The sequence below is a fragment of the Acididesulfobacillus acetoxydans genome (assembly GCF_902729405.1).
GTDB classification, from domain to species: domain Bacteria; phylum Bacillota; class Desulfitobacteriia; order Desulfitobacteriales; family Desulfitobacteriaceae; genus Acididesulfobacillus; species Acididesulfobacillus acetoxydans.
The window spans coordinates 3,048,345-3,069,162 of the sequence record NZ_LR746496.1 but is presented as its reverse complement, the minus strand read 5'-3'; the positions used below and the strand labels follow the sequence as shown (position 1 = coordinate 3,069,162).

The 20,818-nt window shown below is 54.4% G+C and carries 18 protein-coding genes and 1 tRNA gene; 14 read left to right on the top strand and 5 right to left on the bottom strand.

Annotated features, from left to right (window positions below; all coding sequences use genetic code 11):
* Positions 1-26 precede the first annotated feature (26 nt).
* Positions 27-239, bottom strand: a complete 213-nt coding sequence (locus tag MNU25_RS13655) for a helix-turn-helix transcriptional regulator (protein ID WP_240985569.1) — start codon at positions 237-239, stop codon at positions 27-29.
* Positions 240-589: 350 nt separating this feature from the next.
* Between MNU25_RS13655 and MNU25_RS13650 the strand changes: the two genes are divergently transcribed.
* From MNU25_RS13650 to MNU25_RS13640, 3 genes are all read left to right on the top strand, one after another.
* Positions 590-1,975: an MFS transporter gene (locus MNU25_RS13650; protein WP_240986857.1), complete on the top strand. Its 1,386-nt coding sequence runs from the start codon at positions 590-592 to the stop codon at positions 1,973-1,975.
* Positions 1,976-2,275: 300 nt separating this feature from the next.
* Positions 2,276-3,577, top strand: a complete 1,302-nt coding sequence (gene dinB, locus MNU25_RS13645; protein WP_261487139.1) for a DNA polymerase IV — start codon at positions 2,276-2,278, stop codon at positions 3,575-3,577.
* Between the two features lie 328 nt (positions 3,578-3,905).
* Positions 3,906-5,291 carry an aspartate kinase gene (locus tag MNU25_RS13640; RefSeq protein WP_240985568.1) on the top strand — a complete coding sequence of 462 codons (1,386 nt, stop codon included), beginning with the start codon at positions 3,906-3,908 and terminating at the stop codon, positions 5,289-5,291.
* Positions 5,292-5,609: 318 nt separating this feature from the next.
* On the opposite strand, the gene MNU25_RS13635 is transcribed toward MNU25_RS13640, so the two are convergent.
* The 3 genes from MNU25_RS13635 to MNU25_RS13625 form a co-directional block, all read right to left on the bottom strand.
* On the bottom strand, positions 5,610-6,134 hold the full coding sequence (locus MNU25_RS13635; RefSeq protein ID WP_240985567.1) for a nitroreductase family protein: 525 nt from the start codon (positions 6,132-6,134) through the stop codon (positions 5,610-5,612).
* 295 nt (positions 6,135-6,429) lie between these two features.
* Complete coding sequence (locus MNU25_RS13630) at positions 6,430-7,869, bottom strand: NAD(P)/FAD-dependent oxidoreductase (protein WP_240985566.1); 1,440 nt, start codon at positions 7,867-7,869, stop codon at positions 6,430-6,432.
* Between the two features lie 156 nt (positions 7,870-8,025).
* The gene (locus MNU25_RS13625) at positions 8,026-9,357 is read right to left on the bottom strand and encodes an MFS transporter (RefSeq protein WP_240985565.1); all 1,332 of its coding nucleotides are present in this window, start codon (positions 9,355-9,357) and stop codon (positions 8,026-8,028) included.
* A gap of 198 nt (positions 9,358-9,555) precedes the next feature.
* Between MNU25_RS13625 and MNU25_RS13620 the strand changes: the two genes are divergently transcribed.
* The 3 genes from MNU25_RS13620 to MNU25_RS13610 all read left to right on the top strand — a co-directional run bounded on the left by MNU25_RS13620 (position 9,556) and on the right by MNU25_RS13610 (position 11,829).
* A tRNA-Gln gene (locus MNU25_RS13620) sits at positions 9,556-9,631 on the top strand.
* A gap of 388 nt (positions 9,632-10,019) precedes the next feature.
* Positions 10,020-10,814 (top strand): hypothetical protein, encoded by a 795-nt coding sequence (locus MNU25_RS13615; RefSeq protein WP_240985564.1) that lies wholly within the window; start codon positions 10,020-10,022, stop codon positions 10,812-10,814.
* A gap of 469 nt (positions 10,815-11,283) precedes the next feature.
* Complete coding sequence (locus tag MNU25_RS13610) at positions 11,284-11,829, top strand: GtrA family protein (protein ID WP_240985563.1); 546 nt, start codon at positions 11,284-11,286, stop codon at positions 11,827-11,829.
* Between the two features lie 225 nt (positions 11,830-12,054).
* On the opposite strand, the gene MNU25_RS13605 is transcribed toward MNU25_RS13610, so the two are convergent.
* The gene (locus MNU25_RS13605; protein WP_240985562.1) at positions 12,055-13,668 is read right to left on the bottom strand and encodes an APC family permease; all 1,614 of its coding nucleotides are present in this window, start codon (positions 13,666-13,668) and stop codon (positions 12,055-12,057) included.
* A 537-nt stretch (positions 13,669-14,205) separates the two neighbouring features.
* Between MNU25_RS13605 and MNU25_RS13600 the strand changes: the two genes are divergently transcribed.
* The 8 genes from MNU25_RS13600 to MNU25_RS13565 all read left to right on the top strand — a co-directional run bounded on the left by MNU25_RS13600 (position 14,206) and on the right by MNU25_RS13565 (position 20,751).
* A complete protein-coding gene (locus MNU25_RS13600) occupies positions 14,206-15,282 on the top strand; it encodes a M24 family metallopeptidase (RefSeq protein ID WP_240985561.1) in 1,077 nt (358 codons plus the stop codon).
* Between the two features lie 410 nt (positions 15,283-15,692).
* Positions 15,693-16,250 (top strand): elongation factor P, encoded by a 558-nt coding sequence (gene efp / locus MNU25_RS13595; protein WP_240985560.1) that lies wholly within the window; start codon positions 15,693-15,695, stop codon positions 16,248-16,250.
* 220 nt (positions 16,251-16,470) lie between these two features.
* Positions 16,471-17,529, top strand: a complete 1,059-nt coding sequence (spoIIIAA, locus tag MNU25_RS13590; protein ID WP_261487146.1) for a stage III sporulation protein AA — start codon at positions 16,471-16,473, stop codon at positions 17,527-17,529.
* 32 nt (positions 17,530-17,561) lie between these two features.
* Complete coding sequence (locus MNU25_RS13585; protein ID WP_240985559.1) at positions 17,562-18,071, top strand: stage III sporulation protein AB; 510 nt, start codon at positions 17,562-17,564, stop codon at positions 18,069-18,071.
* A gap of 97 nt (positions 18,072-18,168) precedes the next feature.
* The gene (gene spoIIIAC, locus MNU25_RS13580; protein ID WP_240985558.1) at positions 18,169-18,366 is read left to right on the top strand and encodes a stage III sporulation protein AC; all 198 of its coding nucleotides are present in this window, start codon (positions 18,169-18,171) and stop codon (positions 18,364-18,366) included.
* A 19-nt stretch (positions 18,367-18,385) separates the two neighbouring features.
* A complete protein-coding gene (spoIIIAD, locus tag MNU25_RS13575; RefSeq protein WP_047829313.1) occupies positions 18,386-18,772 on the top strand; it encodes a stage III sporulation protein AD in 387 nt (128 codons plus the stop codon).
* 11 nt (positions 18,773-18,783) lie between these two features.
* Positions 18,784-20,121, top strand: coding sequence for a stage III sporulation protein AE (spoIIIAE, locus tag MNU25_RS13570; RefSeq protein ID WP_240985557.1), 1,338 nt, complete (start codon positions 18,784-18,786; stop codon positions 20,119-20,121).
* 30 nt (positions 20,122-20,151) lie between these two features.
* Positions 20,152-20,751 (top strand): stage III sporulation protein AF, encoded by a 600-nt coding sequence (locus MNU25_RS13565; protein ID WP_240986854.1) that lies wholly within the window; start codon positions 20,152-20,154, stop codon positions 20,749-20,751.
* Positions 20,752-20,818: the final 67 nt, after the last annotated feature.

Below are 20,818 nucleotides of genomic sequence, written 5' to 3'. Positions count from 1 at the left end.
AATATCCGTGCGGCTTCGGATCCCTTTCATTCAACATCAGCTTCATCCTCCCAAAAGATTTCGTCTAGGGTTTTGTTAAGCGCCTTACAGATTGACCTGCACAATCTTATCGATGGGTTAAAGTCGCCGTTCTCAATAGCATTGATCGTTTGTCTCGTGACCTTAGTAATTTCAGCAAGTTCTTTTTGAGACATGTCCTTGGCGGCTCTTGCAGCTTTGAGCCGCAGATTTTTCCCCATACCATCATCACCCAAACGTAGTGTAACATATAAGGTACTAATGGTACAGTATATGTGACACATCGGTTTGAATATCTACTGAGGACGCAGGCACCCATGTGCGGGGGTGCCTGCTTTGTTCCCTATCAGAAAGGATGACTTTTCCGCAGGATAAGAAAACAGATCTGAATCTCCCCATGGCTAAAGCCGGCTAAAGCCAGGGGCATACGGCTAAGCCTCTTGGTCACTCATTAAAAAATTTTAAACGCGGCAGGAATTTGTACGGATTTAGCGAATTTAGGTTGCAGAAAGATTTTGCCTTTTGGCAATTCTTGAACAGAAGAGATTCGGAGGGGGATGTAGAGTTGGCAGTGGAAGCGAGTCCGCCCAAACCTTGGACACTGTTGAAAGAGAGAGATTTCAGCCTCTTGTTGACGGGTCAATTTGTTTCGGCTCTCGGAGACAAACTTCATTACGTAGCTCTGGGAGTTTTAGTCTATCGTCTGACAGGCAGCGCCCTGGACGTGGGCAAGGTGACCCTGGCCACATTTCTTCCCTATCTGCTGTTTGGTTTGATAGCGGGAGCCTATGTGGATCGTTGGGATAAAAAAAAGACCATGATTGCGGCGGACCTGAGCCGGGCGTTCTTAGTGAGTCTCATTCCCTTTGTTATTGGGTACTCGCTCAATTTAGTCTACCTTATATCTTTTCTCTGTACCACGGCGAACTTGTTTTTCAGTCCGGCCAGAATGGCTGTTATTCCCGCCATTTTTAAGAAAGGGGATATTCTTACGGCCACATCCCTGGATGAGTCGGCCCAGAATATCACGGAAGTGCTCGGCTTCGCCTTGGCGGGTATTGTGACCGTGTTGATACAGATTGAACATGTCTTCTTTCTGGACGCCCTTACGTTTTTGGTGTCGGCGTTCACGATTTTCCTGATGGGTTTTAAATTTGAGAAGATCGGTGGCGCCGGTGAAGAAGACGTTAGGAGGTCGACGGAAGGCGAAGCGTCCGTCAGAGAAGAGGCGGCGGCCCGGGAAAAAGCGTCAGCTAAAGGGGACGCCGGGAAAGAGACGGCGGACGAAGGGGGCATAAAAGACACGGCAGATGAGGAAGGTATGGGGGAAGTCGCCGGCGAAGAGTCCGGCGCGGGTCACGTTTGGCAGGATATTCTGGCGGGACTGGTCTACATAATGAAAACCAGGATTCTTGCCGACACCCTGCTGACCTATTGTATAGTCCTGGTTTTCTTCAGTGGGTTCAATCCCCTTGTTTTCGTCTATGCCCTTCAGGCTTTGGGAGTGTCACCGGTGGGGCTGGGGGTTTTGGAGGCGACCATGGCCGTGGGGATTACTTTTGGCAGTTTCGCACTTGTAGCCTGGGGTGGACGTTTTTCCAAGAGAGGGCTGATGCTGGCCGGCTTTTTTCTCTCCGGGGTGACCATTTCCGCCTTGGGGCTTTATCCCTGGTATCCCCTGGCTCTGGTTTGCTTCTTCTTCAGCGGCGTGTCCAACTCTCTCTTTCTTATTCCCATCCAAAGCATCTTCCAGGAGGAAACTAAGCCTTCGATGCGAGGGAGGGTTTTCAGCGCGCGTTTTGCTACGACCAGGGCAGCCTTCTTGGTATCCGTGGCGGTGCTTTCTTTTCTGGCCAATAAGATTGGAGTCAACAGGGCTTATCTTTTCTCAGGGGTGGCGCTGCTCCTAACTTCGTTTGTGTTGTTGGCACGAGGGCAAAGGGTGGAGCAGGTTTAGAATGATCAACTACGGTTTACGGCAGTTTTCTCTGCGGGCTTGACCTACATTCCTCTGGTGCTTGCCGGACGGTGCCGTTATCTCTTGGGAGTGGATGACTGGGGCCTTGAGCTCCGAACCGTTGTTGGAGCCTTTGCAGTCCTACCTTGTCGGCGCGCGTCTGGGTGAACCGGAATCTGTGCGAGACTGCTTAAGGCCAATCTTGACCAATGAGGGGATATTTGGCTTAGGTACCCTTTGTGCTATACTTACATTGTCATTGCCAGAGGCAGGTTATTGTTCGGGGTAAGGTGAACGCAAGTGGCTGAACAAGTGGCCAAACAAGTGGCTGAACGCCAAATAGTCCATGTCGACATGGACGCCTTTTACGCTTCCGTGGAGCAGAGGGACGATCCTTCCCTGCAGGGTAAGCCGGTCATCGTGGGGGGCAAGCCCAACAGCCGCGGCGTGGTGTCCACAGCCTCCTATGAAGCGCGCAAGGCCGGGGTTCACTCTGCCATGCCCTTGGCGGAGGCTTGGCGTCGCTGCCCTCAGGGGATTTTTCTCCCGGTCAACGGCCGCAAGTACCGGGAGGTATCAGGTCAGATCCGGCAGATTTTTCTCACCTATACCCCGCTGGTCGAGCCGTTGTCGTTGGATGAGGCTTTTTTGGATGTGACAGCCTCGAGCGCTATCTTCGGTCCGGCGGCTTCGATTGGGCATATAATAAAGGAGCGCATCCGGGACGAACTCGGCTTGACTGCTTCCGTGGGAGTGGCCGGCAACAAGTTTCTGGCTAAGCTGGCTTCGGATTTGCGCAAGCCTGACGGTTTTGTGGTTGTTCCGGCCGAGGGGGTGCAGGAGTTTCTTGACCCCTTACCGGTGGAAAGGATTTGGGGAGTCGGGCAAAAAACAGCGGAGCGTCTGCACGGGCTGAACGTAAAAACCGTGCGGGATTTGCGCCGGCTGGACGCGAGTTATCTCAAGCAACTCTTTGGGGTTCTGGGCGGACAACTCTACGAGCTGGCGCGCGGCCGGGATGAGAGGCCGGTGGAAAACGAGCGGGAAACGAAGTCGATCGGACGGGAGACTACTTTTGGCGCGGATGTGGGGGACCGGGATTTTCTGGAGGGTGTGCTGCTGGAACTTAGCTGTGATGTAGGTCAGGGCTTGCGCAGGGAGAAGCTCAAAGGGAGAACGATCACACTCAAGGTTCGCTATCAGGATTTTCGCACCTTGGCCCGCTCCTGCACTTTGGCCGAGGGGACTAATCTGGACGACGTTATCTATCGTGAAACCTGTCGTTTATTCCGCGCAGTCGCGCTTAAACAGCCGCTCCGGCTAATCGGAGTGTCTGTACACCAGCTGGCCAAACAGGAGGAGGGCCAACTCTCTTTGTTTGCCGATGACCGGGAGGAGCGAGAGAATTTAGCGCGGGTGATCGATGAGGTCAGAGAGAAATACGGGGCCCAGAGTATCATGCGGGCGAGACTTCTCAGTCCGACGGGGAAAAACCAGGCAGACGACGCTCCCGGTGTGCCGGGGAAGCCAAGGGAGCGGCCCGGCAACGGAAGCGAACGGAAGAGTCCAAGCGGCGGTTCGGCAGCGACGGGGAGAGAGTGAGAAAGGATTATCGCCCGGCCGGGCGCTTGGATTTAAAGAGCAAACCAGCAAAAAGTTGCGGCAAAAGATCCAAGCCGTAAGAGAAAAGCTAATCCAGAAGGCAAATTCTTTACCTGGGGAAGGAAACGGGATGATCCGAAAGCTAAAGCAGTTTATTAAACGGCTGGACGGAAAGGTTCCCGTCTATAACGGGTTGACCCGTTTCAAGCAGGAATCGGTTTCTGCTCCAGCCCAACTGGGCTACCGGAGCGATCGTAGCACAAACCGAGTTTTCTCTACTTGTATCGACACACCAAACATGCTTTAATTAGAAACGGAGGTGTGTTGTTTGCTGACGGTGGAAAAAATCGGAGGAACTTCAATGTCTCAGTTCGGGGACGTCCTCAGTAACATCATCGGCGCTCCGGACTCGGCTAAGTTCCGTTACGGACGGGTCTTTGTCGTGTCCGCCTATGCCGGTGTCACCGATATGCTGCTTGAAGATAAAAAGAGCGGCGACCCCGGAATTTATCAATATTTTGTACGGGGAGAGGATTATAGCGCGGCACTGGAGGAATTGTTGACAAGATTGCTGGCCCTGAACGAGGAGATGACAGCCCTGGGCCTTAACTTTCATACTTGCCGTGAGTTTCTCCTGGACCGGGTGATGCAGGCGGAGGCTTATCTGGGCAGCATGGAGGACATTCTGGCTTCGGGTTACGTGGGCCGGGAGAGCATCTTCTCCGCGGCGCGGGAACTCTTGGCTTCCATCGGGGAAGCGCATTCCGCTTTCAATACGGTGAATGTCCTGCAAAACAGGGGGATTAGGGCCAAACTGGTCGATCTCACGGGTTTCCGGGATCCGAAGCAGCTTACGATTGAGGAGCGCATCAGAGAATCTTTTCGCTATGTCGATCCCGCCCAGACCCTGATAGTCGCTACCGGCTACACGAAAGGCAAAGAGGGGATCATGCGCCAATTTGACCGAGGTTATTCCGAAATAACCTTTTCGCGCATTGCCACTTACCTGCGGGCGGATGAAGCCATCATCCACAAAGAATACCATTTGTCATCGGCCGACCCGAAAATCGTGGGGGTGGACAAAGCCGTCCCAGTGGGTCGGACCAACTATGATGTGGCCGATCAATTGGCCGATATCGGGATGGAGGCAATTCACCCTAATGCCTCTAAGCCGCTGGAGATGGCCGGGATTAACCTCCGGGTCAAGAATACGTTCGAGCCGGAACACCCGGGAACCGTTATTTCCAAGGATTATATCGGTCCGCAAGCGAAGATTGAAATCATTGCCGGCTCTGACAAAATCGTGGTAGTGGAGATCCACGACACCTCCATGGTCGGAGAGATTGGTTTTGACCTGGAGATTATGAAGATTTTTCAACATTATAAAATAAGTTATATCATGAAAGCTACGAATGCCAACAGCATTTCGCTGGTGATTTGGGAAACGGACCTCAGCGACCCTTTAGTGGCGGAACTCGAAGCAAACTACCAGGCGGTGCGGGTTAAAAAGGCGGCGATCGTTTGTGTTATTGGTTCGAATATTGCCATGCCAAAGATTCTGGCCCGGGCCTCCAACACTCTGGCTAAACATGATATCAACATCAACTGTGTCTCTCAGTCTTTGCGGCAAGTGAATATGCAGTTTGTGATAGATCGGGAAATGTATGCCAAGGCCATCATCCACTTGAATGAGGATTTGTGCCTGGAAGCATGACAATGTCCTCAGACAAAACCACCTGTCGTCCATAAACAGGTGGTTTAAGGTGTTGGGTAGGGCGCCTGGCGGCGCCCTTGCGATGTCAGCTCAAAATAATTATAGACAGTGCGCCGTGACCTGTCAAGCGCGAGACGACAGTCCGACGCCGTTGACAGCCGGTCAAAACGCCCCGGCTCCCGCGGCCGTGTTCAGGCTCCGACAGTGCCGCCTCAGCCGCATGGGGTCCGGCTGGGAAATGTTCCCCCGGCCCTGACCCGTTTCATCGGGTTGCACTTTGCGAACCGCCGGGCGGAGGGTTGCGGCGTCACCGCCGAATCAAGCCTGATAGGTCTCGTAAGAAACGAGATGCGAGAGGGGCTTGCGGTCACGTTCATGTCGGTCGGGCGGTGCTGTTTCGCCTGCGGGATATCCGATGGGTAAGACAGCGATCGGTTCAACGCTGCCGGGCAGGTGGAATTCCTCGACAATCACATCAGGCTTAAAGTAACCGACCCAAACCGTACCCAAACCAAGCTCCGTAGCTTCCAGCATCATGTGGGCCGTGACGATGGCGGCATCGATCTCGACCGTAGTCTTGCCGTCAAAAGGCCTTTTCCAGGCGATTTGGCGGTCGGAGCAAATGATAAGGGCCAGAGGGGCGTCATAAATATTGGCGGCCTTGCGCAGTTTGGCCAGACCGTCTTCTTCCTCCACCACGAGCAACCGCTGAGGCTGCATATTGGCGGCAGTGGGTGCGATCCTGCCGGCTTCGAGAATCTTAAGCAGTTTTTCCCTTTCGACTTTCCGGGGCAGGTATTTGCGGACCGAACAGCGCGTTTTGGCGAGTTGCAGAAAATCCATGATGATCGACTCCTTTCCTTTTGAGCAAATCTTTGATAGGCATAAATTGTGCATAACCTATGCATGACCTATACATGACCTATACATGACCTATACATGACCTATACATGACCTATAATGGACTGTTGGAATACCTGCGAGTGCCGATACCGGGCGGGCAGGTTTCCGGGGTACTTCCGTGCTGAGGCGGGGTTCGTCTTGAGACTACGCAGACCGGGTTGGCATGGGCCGCGCCAACGGCTACGCATGTTCTGCTTGCCGGAGCCTAGTTTCGCCGAAACCTGGGGTGAACGCGCTACCTCGCCTTTGGGTGTGAGCGGATGATTTCTCTGGCGATGGCGACACCGCAGGCACTGGCCTGAGCCAGGCCGCGCGTGATGCCCGCTCCGTCTCCTCCCGCATAGAGCCCGGCGATCTCGCTTTCGAACGCGCTCGTAAGCTTAGGCCGTGAAGAGTAGAATTTGGCTTCCACACCGTAAAGGAGGGTATGCTCGGAGGCGATTCCCGGCGTCACTTTGTCTAAAGCCTCGATCATCTCTATAATACTTTTCATGGTGGAGTAGGGCAAGACCAGGCTCAAATTGCCGGGAACCGCTTCTTTGAGGGTTGGCTCGATAAAGCCCTCAGCGATGCGTTTTTCGGTGGAGCGCCGGCCCTTGAGAATGTCGCCATAGCGCTGGAGCAGCACGCTGCCGTTGGAGAGGTCATTGGCCAAACGGGAAATGAATTTGGCATATTCGGTTGGCTTGTTAAAGGGATAGGAAAAATGATGGGAGACGAGCAAGGCAAAATTGGTATTGGTGCTGCCAAGGTTCTTATCTCGGTAAGCATGGCCGTTGGCCAACATGACTCCGCTGTGGTTCTCGATCACCACGTGGCCGGAAGGGTTACTGCAGAAACTGCGCACGGTGGTGCCCACGGAAGTGCGGTAGATGAACTTGCCCTCGTAGAGGTTCTCGTTGATGTCTTCCATGATGGTATCCAGGGTTTCGATCCGCACCCCGACGTCCACCTGATTGCTGGTCATTTCCAGGCCGTATTTTCTCAGAGCGGCGGCCAGCCATTCGGAGCCGTCCCGGCCGGGCACGGCGACAACACAGGGCGCATAGAAAGAGTTTCCCCCGACGGTTGAAACTCCTTTGATCCTGAGGGTCCCTTCTTCGTCCCCGACCAGGAGGTCGGTGACGGTCGTCTCAAAGATCATGTCGACCTTGGGTTTGAGAAATTCGTAAATATCCTTTTGAATTTCCAGGTTTTGCTCAGTGCCCAGATGTCTCACTTGGGCGCGCAGGAGCTTAAGCCCCGCGGCCAATCCCCGGCGTTCGATTTCTTTGACCGCCTGAGTGGTAGGGTCGGTCAAAGGAGCGCTGGCCCCGTGTTTCAGGTTGATGTCATCGACATATTTGATCAGGCTGAGAACTTCGGAAGGAGACCTGTATTCGGTCAACCAGCCCCCAAACTCCGTCGTGATGTTGAATTTGCCGTCCGAATAAGCGCCGGCTCCCCCAAATCCGTTCGTGATCGAACAGGCAGGCGAACAGCCCGCTGCTTCTTTCAGTTTGTTGGGCGGGGGGCACTTGGCAAGGGTCTTTTTGAGAATGGGACAGTTGCGGTGATAGATGTCGCGCCCTTTTTCGATCAGCAGAACGGATAATTGAGGGGCTTTTTGGCTGAGTTCGTAACAAGTAAAGATCCCGGCGGGGCCTGCTCCCACCACGATGACGTCATAGTCCATAAAAATAATATCCTTCTTTCCGCCAAGAGTTATACTCCGAATTTTTGACCGGTAAGTTGCAGCCTGGCAATCATTTTCAGGCTCCGGCAGTGACACTACCCCCGGATAGGTACCATCTGTTCCTGAAATAGCGGGTCTTGGAGCGCGTCATGCTCTTCAGGAATCCTGGGAACGGAGGTGTTTAGGGGCCGGGTTAGGGAGTCTGGGGGGCAAGCCGAGAGCCCAGACCGCCAGACTGAGGAGAACCATGGCGCTCCCGGCCGCGCTGACCCCCGGCCATTGCCAAGTGCTCCAGGCGAAGGCTCCCAGCCATGACCCCAGGGCTCCGCCGAGGAAGTAAGTCACCATATAAACCGTATTGAGCCGGTTTTTCGCTTCCGGGAGCAAACGGTAGATGCGGGCCTGGTTAGAGATCTGGGCGGACTGTACACCCAGATCGAGGAGAATCACGCCCAGAATCAACCCCCAAATCTCCTTGCCCGCCAGGGAAAAAACGACAAAAGCCAGGAGGGTGATCAAGGCGGACATCCCTGCCACCCGGCGGGCGCTGTCGCTTTCCGGCCGCGCCCGGGAGCGGCGGGATGACCCCGGTTTTTTGTCAGCCAAACGGCCGGCTAAGGGTGCGGCGGCTGCTCCGGTGACACCTGCCAGACCGAAGAGCCCGGCGGCCTGGGCTCCCAGATGATAAGGGGGTTGTCTGAGGAGGAAGACCAAGGTTGTCCAAAAAGCGCTGAAAGCGCCAAAAAGCAGGCCTCCCATTACAGAGGCTTCACGCAAGACGGGTTCGGCTAAGATCAAATTGCGAAAAGAGCGGAAGAGTTGGGAATAGCTCAGAGAGACGGAAGGTTTGCTTTGCGGCAGGCCCAGGCGCAGAAAGAGGGCCAGGCCGAACATGAGGCCGGCACCGATGATATACATGGCTCTCCAATTAAGATGCTCTCCGACCAGACCGCTGACGGTGCGGGCCAGGAGAATGCCGAAGAGAAGGCCGCTCATTACTGTTCCCACGACTGTGCCCTGTTCGCCGGGAGCTGCCAGCTGGACCGCGAAGGGGACGATGAGTTGCGGAACAACCGTCGTGGCCCCGAGAAGAAAACTCATAAGGCTGAGAAGGGTGAGATTCGGCGCCGCCGCAACTCCGATCAGGGCCAGAGTAACGACCAGGAGCAGTGCGACAATGAGGAAACGCCTTTCCATCAGGTCTCCTAAGGGGACAAAGAGAAAAAGCCCCAAGGCATAGCCCATTTGAGTGAGCACGGGAATTCCGCCGATAGCGCGCGCTGAGACGTGGAGGGAGACCGCCATGTCGGCCAAGAGGGGCTGGCTGTAATAAAGATTAGCCACCGAGAGCGCACAAGCGAGAGCCATGAGCCGCAACAAACGGCGGGAGAGGGGTTTTCGGCCGGTTCTCATGTCTAAACTCCAATGTAAGAAATTTGTCTTATTGCCCCCAAACAAGGGGCTTACGGCGAATATTGTTTCATCCATTGCGGGACCCTCTCATTATATCACAATCCCGGCCGATTTACCGAGAGTCAGTTGTCGGGCCGGCTAAGCAAGCGGGCTAAAGAACTCGCCATTCTCAGGAGTTTTTAACCCCTAAAGGGTCACAAAGCAGTCATTGCAAATGGTGTATTTGGGGTTTGACAACTGCATCCGCTTCGGGTATGATAATAACGTCGGTAATGGGGTGTCGCCAAGCGGTAAGGCACCAGACTCTGACTCTGGCATTTCGTTGGTTCGAATCCAGCCACCCCAGCCAAATTTTATTGCTGTTTTTTGCCGCAAGAGGATGTGCCGGCAGGGTCTTATGCTTGGGACCTGCCTGAGGCTGTTAGAGGTTTATATCAGGCTGTGGGAGTCGAAACCGGAGAAGCCCCTTTGCTTTTTGAGTAAAGGGGCTTCAGATGTTCGCGCCGGCTCGTGTGCTTGCAGTAAACTCGTGTGTTTACGCAAGCTCGCGTGGTTACACTAACTGTGGTTACACCGACTGATGAAGGTACTAACGTACGCGGTTGCACTAACTCCTGACCGAAGTGTGTGCAAGTGCTTATCCATCAAATCTTAAGACTTTGCTTGCATTCCTTTAAGAACAGGTGGTTATAATGCTAGCGTGGCCACAAAAAAATGTTAAAGGGGGAATTGCTGGCATGAAGTTGCCGAGATTTGCACTGGTCGGTGTCCTCACACTGGCAGTAACCGTTGCTGCGGCCGGGGTGGCCGCCGCTTCCACAGGTGTGCCGAATCTACCCGGGCAAAACGCGGCTTCGGTGAGTCCGCCTGTCGTTCATGCGGGACCCCAGAAAAGCCAACATTTCAAGCGCGATTGTCCTTTCGTTCTGGGGGCAGTCGCCGGAATTCTCGGGGTACAGCCTCAGGAACTAAAGACGGAATTACAGGGCGGCAAGAGCCTGAAGGATGTGGCTGCCGCCAAGGGCATGGATTCGGCAACCCTGGCCGGGAAATTACAGGCGGCCTGGGCCGAGAAGATAGACTCTGCGGTCAAGAGCGGCAGGCTCGAAGCGCAAAAAGCGGAGGCCACTAAAGCCAAGCTGTCCGCAAGGATTGAGTCTGTCATCTCAAAACCATGGGAGTGCAAGGGGACCGGGTCCTCTCAAGCTCAAAGGACTCCGTTTTCTGCGGCCAGGCATGCCGGGATGTTCCGGGGAATGCGCGACCAGGTGCAAAGTCTTCTCGGGCTGGATTCCGTCCAACTTAAAGCGGCTTTAGAGGGTGGGAAGTCTTTGGCTCAGCTGGCCCAGGAGAAAGGGATAGCGCAGAAAACTTTGGAAAGCAAGATCCGGGAAACGCTCTCTGCCAACCTTGACCAAGCTGTAAGAGACGGAAAACTGTCGCCTGAAGCAGCCGCCCAGGTGAAGGCGGACTTACCGCAGTGGGTGAAAATGATGGTGACCGGGGAGCACAGTGGGAGAAGGAACTCCTGACAAGTGTATCCTGAAGCGGCTTAACCGGGTATTGCCCACGGGAGGGCCATCGGTCTCGGAGGCTGGTGGCCCTCCGCTTATTCCCCGGCAAGGCGGCACGGTTCACTGCGCCGGCAGCAGCAGAGCCTGTCGGTGAAAGTCCGGCCGGGCGGACCATGGCGAGCCCGGGATAGGCGATGTTTCAAAGTTACTCTTTAACGAGCGTGTACTGCAAAGCCGCCTGTTGACCTAAGAACGCCGAGAAGCGCAAAGAAGGTAAGTGGGCTGGTAACGTTTCCCCGCGAGGACATCACGAAAAGATTAAGTTGGGTTGCAGATGTGCTATAATGAAGATAAAGATTCGAGTCGGCCTGGGGATCGTCCGGCAGACATTGAAAATCAACATAAGATCTTCACGGTTTTTTGGTCAGGTGCTAAAAAGTTTCGGTTACAATTAAGACGGAGAAGATCTTCTGAAAGGATGTCGGCGATGTCGTCCGCATTAACCGGGAATGAAAATCTAGAGGCGGAAATGGAGTCGGGTGTGCGGAAAAACCGTTGGCCGGCCGTGTGGCCGGCGTCAACAAAAAGGACTTTTAAATATTATCCCGGGCAGATTGTCCAATTTCTGGTGGTGGGAGGGCTGAACGCCGTCATCGACATCGGAATGTTGGATTTGATCCTCTACATTTGGCCGACGACCAATGACGGACTTTTAATCCTATTTAACACTTTCGCCTATACTTTAGCGATTCTGAACAGTTATATCTGGAATTCCCGGATCACTTTCCGCCAGCACGCCCGTCAGGATATCCGGGAAAAAGCTTATTTCCTGATCCAAGCGGGAATCAGTTTGTTTCTCAGCAATTTCACCTTTCTTACGGCTTTCCATGAACTCACAGCTCTGGATTTGCCCAACTGGGTTGTGCAGAATGCGGCAAAAGCTTTGGCCATGGCGATTCCTTCCACGGCCAGTTTTCTCTTCATGAAGTATTGGGTTTTTCGCCGTTCCGGGCGCCGGGTGAAGAAACCATAGGCTCGGGAATTTTAGGGGGCGGAAATTTAGGTGAGGTTGGAAGCGGGGTACGTAAGACTCCCACTTGTAGAAGTGGGAGTCTTACGCTTTGGATAAAGGGAAAGCCTCAGGTGAGCGCCAGGCTTTCCCGAGGCTTTTTCTTCCCCGACTCGTTCTTAATCAATCCGTTGTGATCTCAAGTTTTCTCTCCTGACGTCCGGCGTAGCGAGGGAGTCCGTGTGCGGCTCAGCGCGCCACTTGTTTGCCGCCTTGCTCGGCGACAATTTCTTGGATTTCCGGAGTAGAGTAGGCACTGGCATTAGCCCAGAGAAAGAAGATGACGCCACCGACCACGCACACCAATTGGTCCATGGGATACTTAATAACATCCGTTCCGCCAAATTTCGCGCTGCCCAAACGGCTGAGAGCCAGTATGAACAGCATGTAAACGATTAGCCAGACGCCGGCTTTGATATTCTTACTCATGCCTTTGCGCAACTCGGGCCGTGCAATCAAGAAACCGGCAAAAATAATGAGCCCGAAGAGATTACAAAGCATAACCACCGAAACTGCTGACCAGCTGCTCCAATAAATGACAAGGGTACCGACTACGAAAGCGATGCCGGCCACGAGCGGCAATGCTTTCAGAGCGAAGGGACGGTGCAGTTTGGGCGCCGTGCGCCGCAGAGCCATGACGCTGACCGGTCCGATCATATAAGTGAAAACCACGGCATTGGAAAGCACTCCGACTAATTTGCCCCAGGAAGGAAAGGGAGCGGTCCAAACAATAGCGAGCACTAAGGTGAACCAGAGAGCGGCACGGGGTACTCCGGCTCTGGGATCCACTTTTTTAAATACTTTCCACCAAAAACCATTTTCGGATTGGGCCATGACCAGACGGGAAGTGGTCCCCATATAAATGTTTCCGGTTCCGAAAGGCGATATGACCGCATCTGCAAAGATGATAGCAGCCAGCCAGTTGAAGCTAAGCAATAGGGCTATTTCAGCAAATGGGGAGCTGAAGTTGATGTGGCCCCAGCCTTTTGCCATAATCTGGGCTGGCAAGGCACCGATGAACACGGTCTGCAACAAAATGTAAAGCACGATGCCGATGCCGATGGCCATACCTATGGCTAAAGGAATGTCCCGCTGGGGATTTTTGGCTTCGCCGGACATGACCACGGCTTGCCTGAAGCCAAAATAGGAAAAGACAACGCCACCGGAAGAGATAGCGGCGAAAACACCGGGCAAACCAAAGGGAGCAAATCCGTGTGAGCTGAGGTTGCCGGGCTGAAACTGGGTGAAGAGAACGATGAGAGTTAAGACCGGGGTAAGAAATTTTAGGGCCGTGATCAGGGTGTTGCTGCGGGCGAAAGCCTTAACGCTGAGATAATTCAGGAAGAAAAATATGACACATAGTAGAGCCCCGACAATCCAGCCGATCCCGGTCATTGCATTGGTCGTGCTGTTAAAGAGCCACGGGGCATAATAACTGGCATACTGAACAGCTGCTTCCGCTTCAATCGCGATTACCATGGAATCGGCAAGGATAAGAGCAAAGGCCATGATGTAGCTGACGAAACTCCCGTGGGAATACTGGGAATAACGAACGAGTCCTCCGGATTCCGGTAACATGGATCCTAACTCCGCGTAGACCAAGGCAATGAACAGAACCATAACACCACCGATTACCCAGGAGAAAATTGCGGCCGGACCGGCAATATTGCCGGCTTTCTGGGAGCCGAGCAGCCAGCCGGAGCCGATGATGGCACCCAAACCCATCATCGTTAAATCGAGCAGACCGAGTTCCCTTTTGAGTCCTTGCCTCATGCGCGCGCTTTGTCCCGCCTTGGCGGACAAAGCAATCCACCTCTCTTCCTTTTTTGGATTTTTTTTAATAATACAACTTCTACTTCTGGAATAGAACATTGTATTAATACGGGCTGGGATTTTAATAAAGGAAAGGGGTTTAATAAACTGGGTAATTCAAGTTGTTCGCGATAATTCTATATTTTGAATTGATTATACACCGTCTTGCGACAAAAGGGAACAGGGTTTGGCAAGAAGTTTTACAAAACAGCAGACTTTTTTTCGACACTATTGTTATACAATTTTGCTCTTAAAAATATACGATAGGCGAACAGGACGGTATACGAGAAAAACAGTCATCGACGATCCGTTCGGGCAGGGTTGCGGTAAGCACACGGGCTTTAGTTGCGAGAAAGAAAATGGCGGTGCAAGACGGCGGAGCGCGGATTGCTTCCATACAATTGCGCACGGGCAGGGTGGTGATCCCGGTTTCGCCTGCTCGTCCCCTATCCTTGGCCGAAAAATTGTGGTAAAATCTTGTGGGTGACAAGCCCGGAAATGTACGTCAGTAGAAAGGAGTTCACAGCTATGGAACTTGTGACAGAAAGCCGCCTGGATAAGCTGCGCAAAAGGATGGAGATAGAGGGGCTTGAGGGATTTGTGAGCGTGCGGCCGGAAAATCTTCGCTATCTGAGCGGATTTTCCGGGGGGGAAGGGACAGTGCTCATCCTGCCGGACCGTACTTATCTCTTGACCGATTTTCGCTACATAGAACAGGCGTCCGGTGAAGCCCCGGGGTTTGAGATTGTAAGGGTGGCGGCGGATCCGTTCGCTCCGTTGACGGACCTGGGACAGGGGGCCAAGCGGGTCGGCTTCGAAGGGGATTTTGTCACCCATGACACCTATCTTAAGCTGGCGGAGCACTTGCCTCAGTGCGAACTCATGTCCCGGCCGGAGTTGATCAACGATCTTCGTGCGGTTAAGGATGAGGAGGAAATCGGTCGGATCCGCCGGGCTGTACGGGCGGCTGATCAAGCCTTTGACGCGATCTTGGCCAAACTCGCCGTGGGCCAGAAGGAAGAAGAGATATCCTTGGAATTGGAATTTGCTATGCGCCGCGCGGGCGCCAGCGGCCGTTCCTTTGATTTCATTGTGGCGTCCGGTCCGAGGGGGGCTCTGCCGCACGGAACCGCCAGCTCCAAGCGGGTCGAACAGGGAGAGTTTTTAACCCTTGATTTCGGAGCCGTCCTGGCGGGGTATTGTTCTGACATTACGCGAACCGTTGTTTTCGGGGAGCCGGATGAGAAACAGAGGGAGATTTACGAAGTGGTTCTCAAGGCCCAACTTGCGGGCATCCGGGCGGTGAAGCCCGGGGTCACGGGCCGGGATGTGGATGCGGTGGCTCGCGGGATCATCGCGGAGGCAGGCTACGGTGAGTATTTCGGGCACGGCTTGGGACATTCTGTGGGCTTGGCCATCCATGAAGGGCCGAACCTGAACACGCGGGAGGAACGGCTTCTGCAGCCGGGGAACGTGGTCACGGTAGAACCGGGCATTTATATTCCCGGCTGGGGTGGCGTGCGGATAGAGGATATGGTCGTCGTCACGGAAGAGGGATGCGAGATCCTGACCCAGGCTCCCAAGGATCTGATCATTATTCAGTAGAGAGACCGGTATTTGGCGCAAGGATCGGTCCCGTTTTCTGGGTACCACTGCTCAGGCCGCTTTCTTTCGGGCACGCTATTTGCTTCGCCAGCGGCTATGAACAAGTCAAAGTCAATACGTGTCCTGAGCAGGCTGCTTGCGGAGCGCGCTAAGCCCGTGGGGGGGAAGGATTCCGGCCATGCTGGGATATCCTCGAGCGGCCCGGGAATCCATAGACGGCGGTCCCGGCGGTGAGCTTTGTTTTTTTGCGAAGTTGAGAATTGTACAATTGGAATTGTACAAAACAAAAAAAGCGGATAAGCTAAGATGAGAGCGCGGCCAAGGCGGAGCCCAAGTCAATCGGCTCTATCAGGCCGGCGTTAAAGGGTACGTGCACTGGGGCGACCATGATATTAGGGGGAATATGGCAAATGATTTCTTCAAATGATTTTAAGACGGGTGTGACGATCGAAGTAGACGGGGACGTTTACACAATTGTTGAGTTTCAACACGTGAAGCCGGGCAAAGGTGCGGCTTTTGTCCGGACAAAGCTCAAAAACGTACGAACCGGCGGAGTGGTGGAACGCAAATTCAATGCCGGTGAAAAAGTTCCGAGGGCCCACGTGGAACGGAGGGAAATGCAGTACCTCTATAAAGACGGCGAACATTACGTGGTGATGGACAATGAAAACTATGAGCAGATGTCTCTCACAGCGGATCAAATAGGGGACCAGGTCAAATGGCTCAAAGAGAACATGAATTTAGGGGTGCTCTTTTTCGGCAGCGATGTGATCGGAGTCGACATTCCCAACAGCGTTCAGCTGGCGGTGGTTGCGACTGAACCGGGTGTTAAAGGGGACACGGCAACCGGCGGCACCAAGCCGGCGACGCTGGAGACCGGGGCCATCGTGCAGGTACCTTTTTTTGTTAATGAAGGGGACGTGCTGATCATTGATACGCGTACCGGCAGCTATGTGCAGCGAGCCTAGCTTCCCAAAGGCGGAGAAGGGTCAAAGAGATAAGGACGGATCGGGTGAAGCCGGCAAGGATCTTTCAGGTTGGGCATCTCGCAAGAGCGGGGTGCTCTTTTTGGTTTTGCGGGATAAGAAAACTTGCGCCAGCTACCTTCGCTAAAGCTGGGCAGAAGCCGGGTTTTCTTAGTCTAAAAACAGCGGCGCGGACATACCTTCTATCAAGGAGGGACAGAACGTGCCGCTTCACTATGTTAACTCTCGCAAACCGGCCCTGCCCGTTCCTGTCCGGGCCGGGGAAGATGGAGAAGCGAAGGTGGGCTGGGACGAGTTTCTGGGCTGGTTTGGCCGGCGTCTGGGACGGATTTTGGCCCAGACGGAGATAGTCCCCGGTCGGGTGGAGGAAATTCGCTTGCGGGTTAACCAGCCGCTCTTGCTCCGCTTGGCCGGCGAGGACGTTTTTTTGGACCGAACCGGACAGCCCGCCCCGGCCGAAGAGGCTTACAGGGTGGAACTGCCGGACCTGGCCGAAACCATGGATCGCCTGACCCAAAGCTCGCTCTATGCCGCCGCGGAAAATCTGCGCCAGGGCTTTCTCACACTGCCGGGAGGGCACCGGGTGGGGATCACGGGAGAGGCCATTATGAAGCAAGGAAGCTTACAGACGATTAAACACATCACGGGGTTGAACTTCCGCCTAGCCCAGGATATCCGGGCGTTGGGGCTGGACCTTCTGCCGCATCTCATCTCCTCGGAAAGGCGGCTTTACCATACGCTCATCCTTTCCGCACCCAGAGCGGGAAAAACGACCCTGCTCAGAGCATTAATCCGTTGGTTGAGCAACGGGGTGCCGGAGTTGGGCCTTCCCGGACAGGCGGTGGGCGTTGTCGATGAGCGCGGGGAATTGGCCGGACTGTGGCAGGGAGTACCGGCGTATGATTTGGGCTGCCGTACAGACGTTCTGGATTCCTGCCCGAAAGCGCTGGGTATGGGGATGCTGATCCGGTCCATGGGGCCCGAGGTGGTGGCCGTCGATGAAGTGGGACACGCGGAGGATGTTGCGGCTATAGCGGAGGCCCTGCGCAGCGGTGTCAGCATACTCAGCACGGCTCACGCCGGCTCCCTGGAAGAAGCGCGCTGCCGCCCTATCTTAAGGGATTTGCTGGCCGGTGGGATTTTTGAGCGGGCGGTTCTTCTCAGCAGGCGGCGAGGCCCCGGAACGGTGGAAAGCGTTTTGGATCTTGCCCGGGGGCAGGAAGTAAGGCCTTGGGCTCGGGTTGCCAATCGGAAGATGTAAAATTCAGCGATGACAATGAGGTGGGAAATACAATGCTTATTCTGGGAGCGATGGGACTCATCGCGGCGTTCGGAGGAATCGGGCTTTGGCTGGCGGCCAGAGTCAGGCGCCGCCCCGAGGAAATCCGCGTTTTGCTGACCGCTTTGGCCCTGCTGGATACGGACATATACTGGGGCGCCACCCCTTTGCCGGAGGCGTTTTCCGGTATCGCCGACAGGGTGGAGGACCCTTGGCGGAATTTTTTCACTGAGGTTAAAGAACGGATTGAAAGGGGCGAGGCGGCTTGGCCCGCCTGGAAAGAAACGATTGCCCGGCTGACCGGCGCTTTTGCGCTCAAACCCGAAGACTGGCTGATCGTCCTCGATATCGGAAAAGGTTTGGGGCGCTCCGACCAACAGGAACAGCATAAACAACTGGAACTGGCCCAGAAACAATTGACTTTGCTGCGGGAACAAGCAGTCGTTTGGGCCGAGAAACAAGCGAAGATGTGGGCCTATTTGGGTTTTCTCGTAGGGTGTGCCGGCGCGATTTTCCTCATCTGAGAGCAGACTCCGGGGATAACAGCAGACCGCCGGGCGACTGGAACATTCTGGCTTCGGGCCTCAGGCCTCCGGCCTCTGGATTGGGAGGAGTATGAAGATGGACTTAAACATGATCTTTAGAATAGCCGGAATCGGGATATTTGTCGGTTTCCTTGTGACCCTCCTGAATGAGGCGGGAAAAAAGGAAATTGCCCAATTTGTGACTGTGGCAGGGATTATTTTAGTCCTCTTCAGTATTCTTCAAGCAATGTCCCAACTGTTTGCCTTGGTGAAAAGCGTGTTTCAATTGTACTAGTGTACGGGGAGGACTGAAGGTGGAAATCTGGCAAATTGTCGGGGTCGCCTTGCTTGTGACGATTATTGCCGTGGTACTGAGGAAAATTCAACCGGAGATTGCCGTCCAACTCAGCATATTGGCCGGCATAGCCATCTTTCTCCTTGTTCTCGGGAAAATCAAGGTGATCGTCGACCTGCTTCAGAATTTGGCAGACCAGGCCAACATCAGCTCCTACTACTTGATCATCGTCCTGAAAATCGTCGGCATCTCCTACTTGGCAGAATTCGGGGCTCAAATCTGCCGGGACGCGGGGGAGGGGGCCCTGGCCCTCAAAGTGGAACTTGCAGCTAAGATCGGAGTGCTCATTTTGGCGATACCCATTATCGTCGCCATTTTAGAATCTCTGGTGCGACTGCTGCCGTGAGGTGATGCTCTTTGAAAGTCAGACTGGGCGTAATCTTCTTCTTTTTTTTCCTGATGCTGGGGACAACTCCCCGTTCCCTGCTGGCCGCGGAGAAGGGGCCGAGTACACTCCCGTCCGGTTGGGTTCAAAACTCAGGCGTGAACATTTCGGGTCAAGACCCGGGTCAAAGTGCGGGTCAAAACTGGGTTCAAAGCTCGGGTCAAGGCCAGGTTCAAACTCCCGACGCGAGTGCGGGCCAAAGTATGAGCCAAAGCACAGGTCAAAGTCCGACTCCGAGTGCGGATCTCTCGCAGCAGGTCGATTTAAGCAAAATGCAGGGTTTCCTGCAGGGGATTGACCAAGAGGCTCAGGCCTCTTTGCCCGGATTCTCCCTGACCGGACTATTGGAAGGGCTTAAGCAAGGGAAACTGGACCTTAAGCCGCAGGACATCATGCGCAGCCTGTTGGCTTTCCTCACCGGTGAAGTTCTGAAAACCGCCCCCTTAATCGGGAAATTCTTGGTCCTCGCAGTCTTGTTGGCGGTTCTGCAGCAGCTGCAGGAGGCCTTTGACGGTTCGGTGGGCAAATTGTCCCGCTTCCTATCCTACCTGGTTCTTTTAAGTTTGGCCATGGCCGCTTTCCAAAGTGTGCTGGAAACCGCCCGCGGGGCCATTGACCAAATGGTCGGGCTGATGCAGGCCCTCTTTCCGGCCATGCTGACTTTGCTCCTGGCTATGGGGAACTTTGCCACGGCGGCGCTTTTCCGGCCTATGGTGATGGCCAGCCTGACGTTTCTGGCCACTCTATTCAAGAACATCGTTCTGCCCTTGTTCTTTCTGGCAGCCGTGCTGCGCTTGTTTAATCAGATATCGGAGCAGTTTAAACTGAATAAACTGGCCGGACTGATTGAATTCGGAGGCAAAGTCAGTTTGGGGTTGGTTATGACCTTGTTTGTCGCCCTGATGACTCTTCAGGGCGTGACGGGAGGGGTAGCGGACGGTGTGACCCTGCGTACCGCCAAGTACTCGGTGGACCTCATTCCGGTGGTGGGTAAGTTCTTCAAGGATTCGGTGGAATTGGTTGTGACTTCGGGACTGCTGCTTAGGAACGCCTTGGGCGTGGTGGCCTTCATCGCCCTGTTGATCATCTGCCTCGGCCCTTTGGTCAAAATCCTGGCCATGATGTTTGTCTTTCGCCTTTCGGCTGCCCTGATCGAACCCTTGGGAGAGCAATCCCTGGCCAACGCTTTACAGGATATGGCCAAGAGCCTGACTTACATCTTTGCGGCGCTGGCCTCAGTGGGCGTAATGTTTTTTATCGCCATCGTTGTGGTCGTGAGTTCAGGCAACCTGGCCTTGATGCTGCACTGACCGCAGGCTCCGGGGAGGGAAAAATTGAAGATGCAGGCCCTGCAAACTTTAATAAGAAATCTGGCCATTATCCTTCTTCTTGCGACATTTCTGGAGATGCTCCTGCCCAATAAAGCAATGCGAGGGTATGTCCGGCTGGTCATGGGCCTGTTTGTTATTTCTGCCATACTCAACCCGCTGGCAGATTTTCTGCACTTGCCTTTGGCCCTGAACATACCCGCCTGGACGGCCGCATCTCCCCAGGATGTTCCGGTCTTGGCGGCCGAAGGACAGGGAAATAAACTTGGGCGCGATGCCGTGCTGGCTCAGTATCGCCAAATTCTCCAACACCAAATCGAGGCGCTGGCTCTCGGCGTCAAGGGGGTGGACAAAGCAAATGTGACCATTGATTTTGCCAATGACGGGGGAGGACTTATAGAGCAGCCGCCCCTGGCCAAAGTGAGTATCACGTTATTTACCGCCACTACGAACATCCGGCCGATTCGCCCTATCGTCATCGACGGCAGCAGGCCGGCGCCGCCTCACGCCCCGGCGGGGAATCCGCTGGTCCAAGAGGTCCAAAACAGGGTGTCGACTTTGATGGAAATAGACCCGGCTAAAGTGGATGTCGAAATAGCCGGACCAAACTGAGAGAACTGAGAAACTGGGTCGACACGGTGGAGGGATAAGGGAAACCGTGCCAAATACCGTGAGGAGG

Bases quoted from the DNA above. Each gene is read 5' to 3' on its own strand.
- MNU25_RS13655 (WP_240985569.1), bottom strand. From the start codon at position 239: ATGGGGAAAAATCTGCGGCTCAAAGCTGCAAGAGCCGCCAAGGACATG.
- MNU25_RS13635 (WP_240985567.1), bottom strand. From the start codon at position 6,134: ATGGATTTTCTGCAACTCGCCAAAACGCGCTGTTCGGTCCGCAAATAC.
- MNU25_RS13630 (WP_240985566.1), bottom strand. From the start codon at position 7,869: ATGGACTATGACGTCATCGTGGTGGGAGCAGGCCCCGCCGGGATCTTT.
- MNU25_RS13625 (WP_240985565.1), bottom strand. From the start codon at position 9,357: ATGGATGAAACAATATTCGCCGTAAGCCCCTTGTTTGGGGGCAATAAG.
- MNU25_RS13615 (WP_240985564.1), top strand. From the start codon at position 10,020: ATGAAGTTGCCGAGATTTGCACTGGTCGGTGTCCTCACACTGGCAGTA.
- MNU25_RS13610 (WP_240985563.1), top strand. From the start codon at position 11,284: ATGTCGTCCGCATTAACCGGGAATGAAAATCTAGAGGCGGAAATGGAG.
- MNU25_RS13600 (WP_240985561.1), top strand. From the start codon at position 14,206: ATGGAACTTGTGACAGAAAGCCGCCTGGATAAGCTGCGCAAAAGGATG.
- efp (WP_240985560.1), top strand. From the start codon at position 15,693: ATGATTTCTTCAAATGATTTTAAGACGGGTGTGACGATCGAAGTAGAC.
- MNU25_RS13585 (WP_240985559.1), top strand. From the start codon at position 17,562: ATGCTTATTCTGGGAGCGATGGGACTCATCGCGGCGTTCGGAGGAATC.
- spoIIIAC (WP_240985558.1), top strand. From the start codon at position 18,169: ATGGACTTAAACATGATCTTTAGAATAGCCGGAATCGGGATATTTGTC.
- MNU25_RS13565 (WP_240986854.1), top strand. From the start codon at position 20,152: ATGCAGGCCCTGCAAACTTTAATAAGAAATCTGGCCATTATCCTTCTT.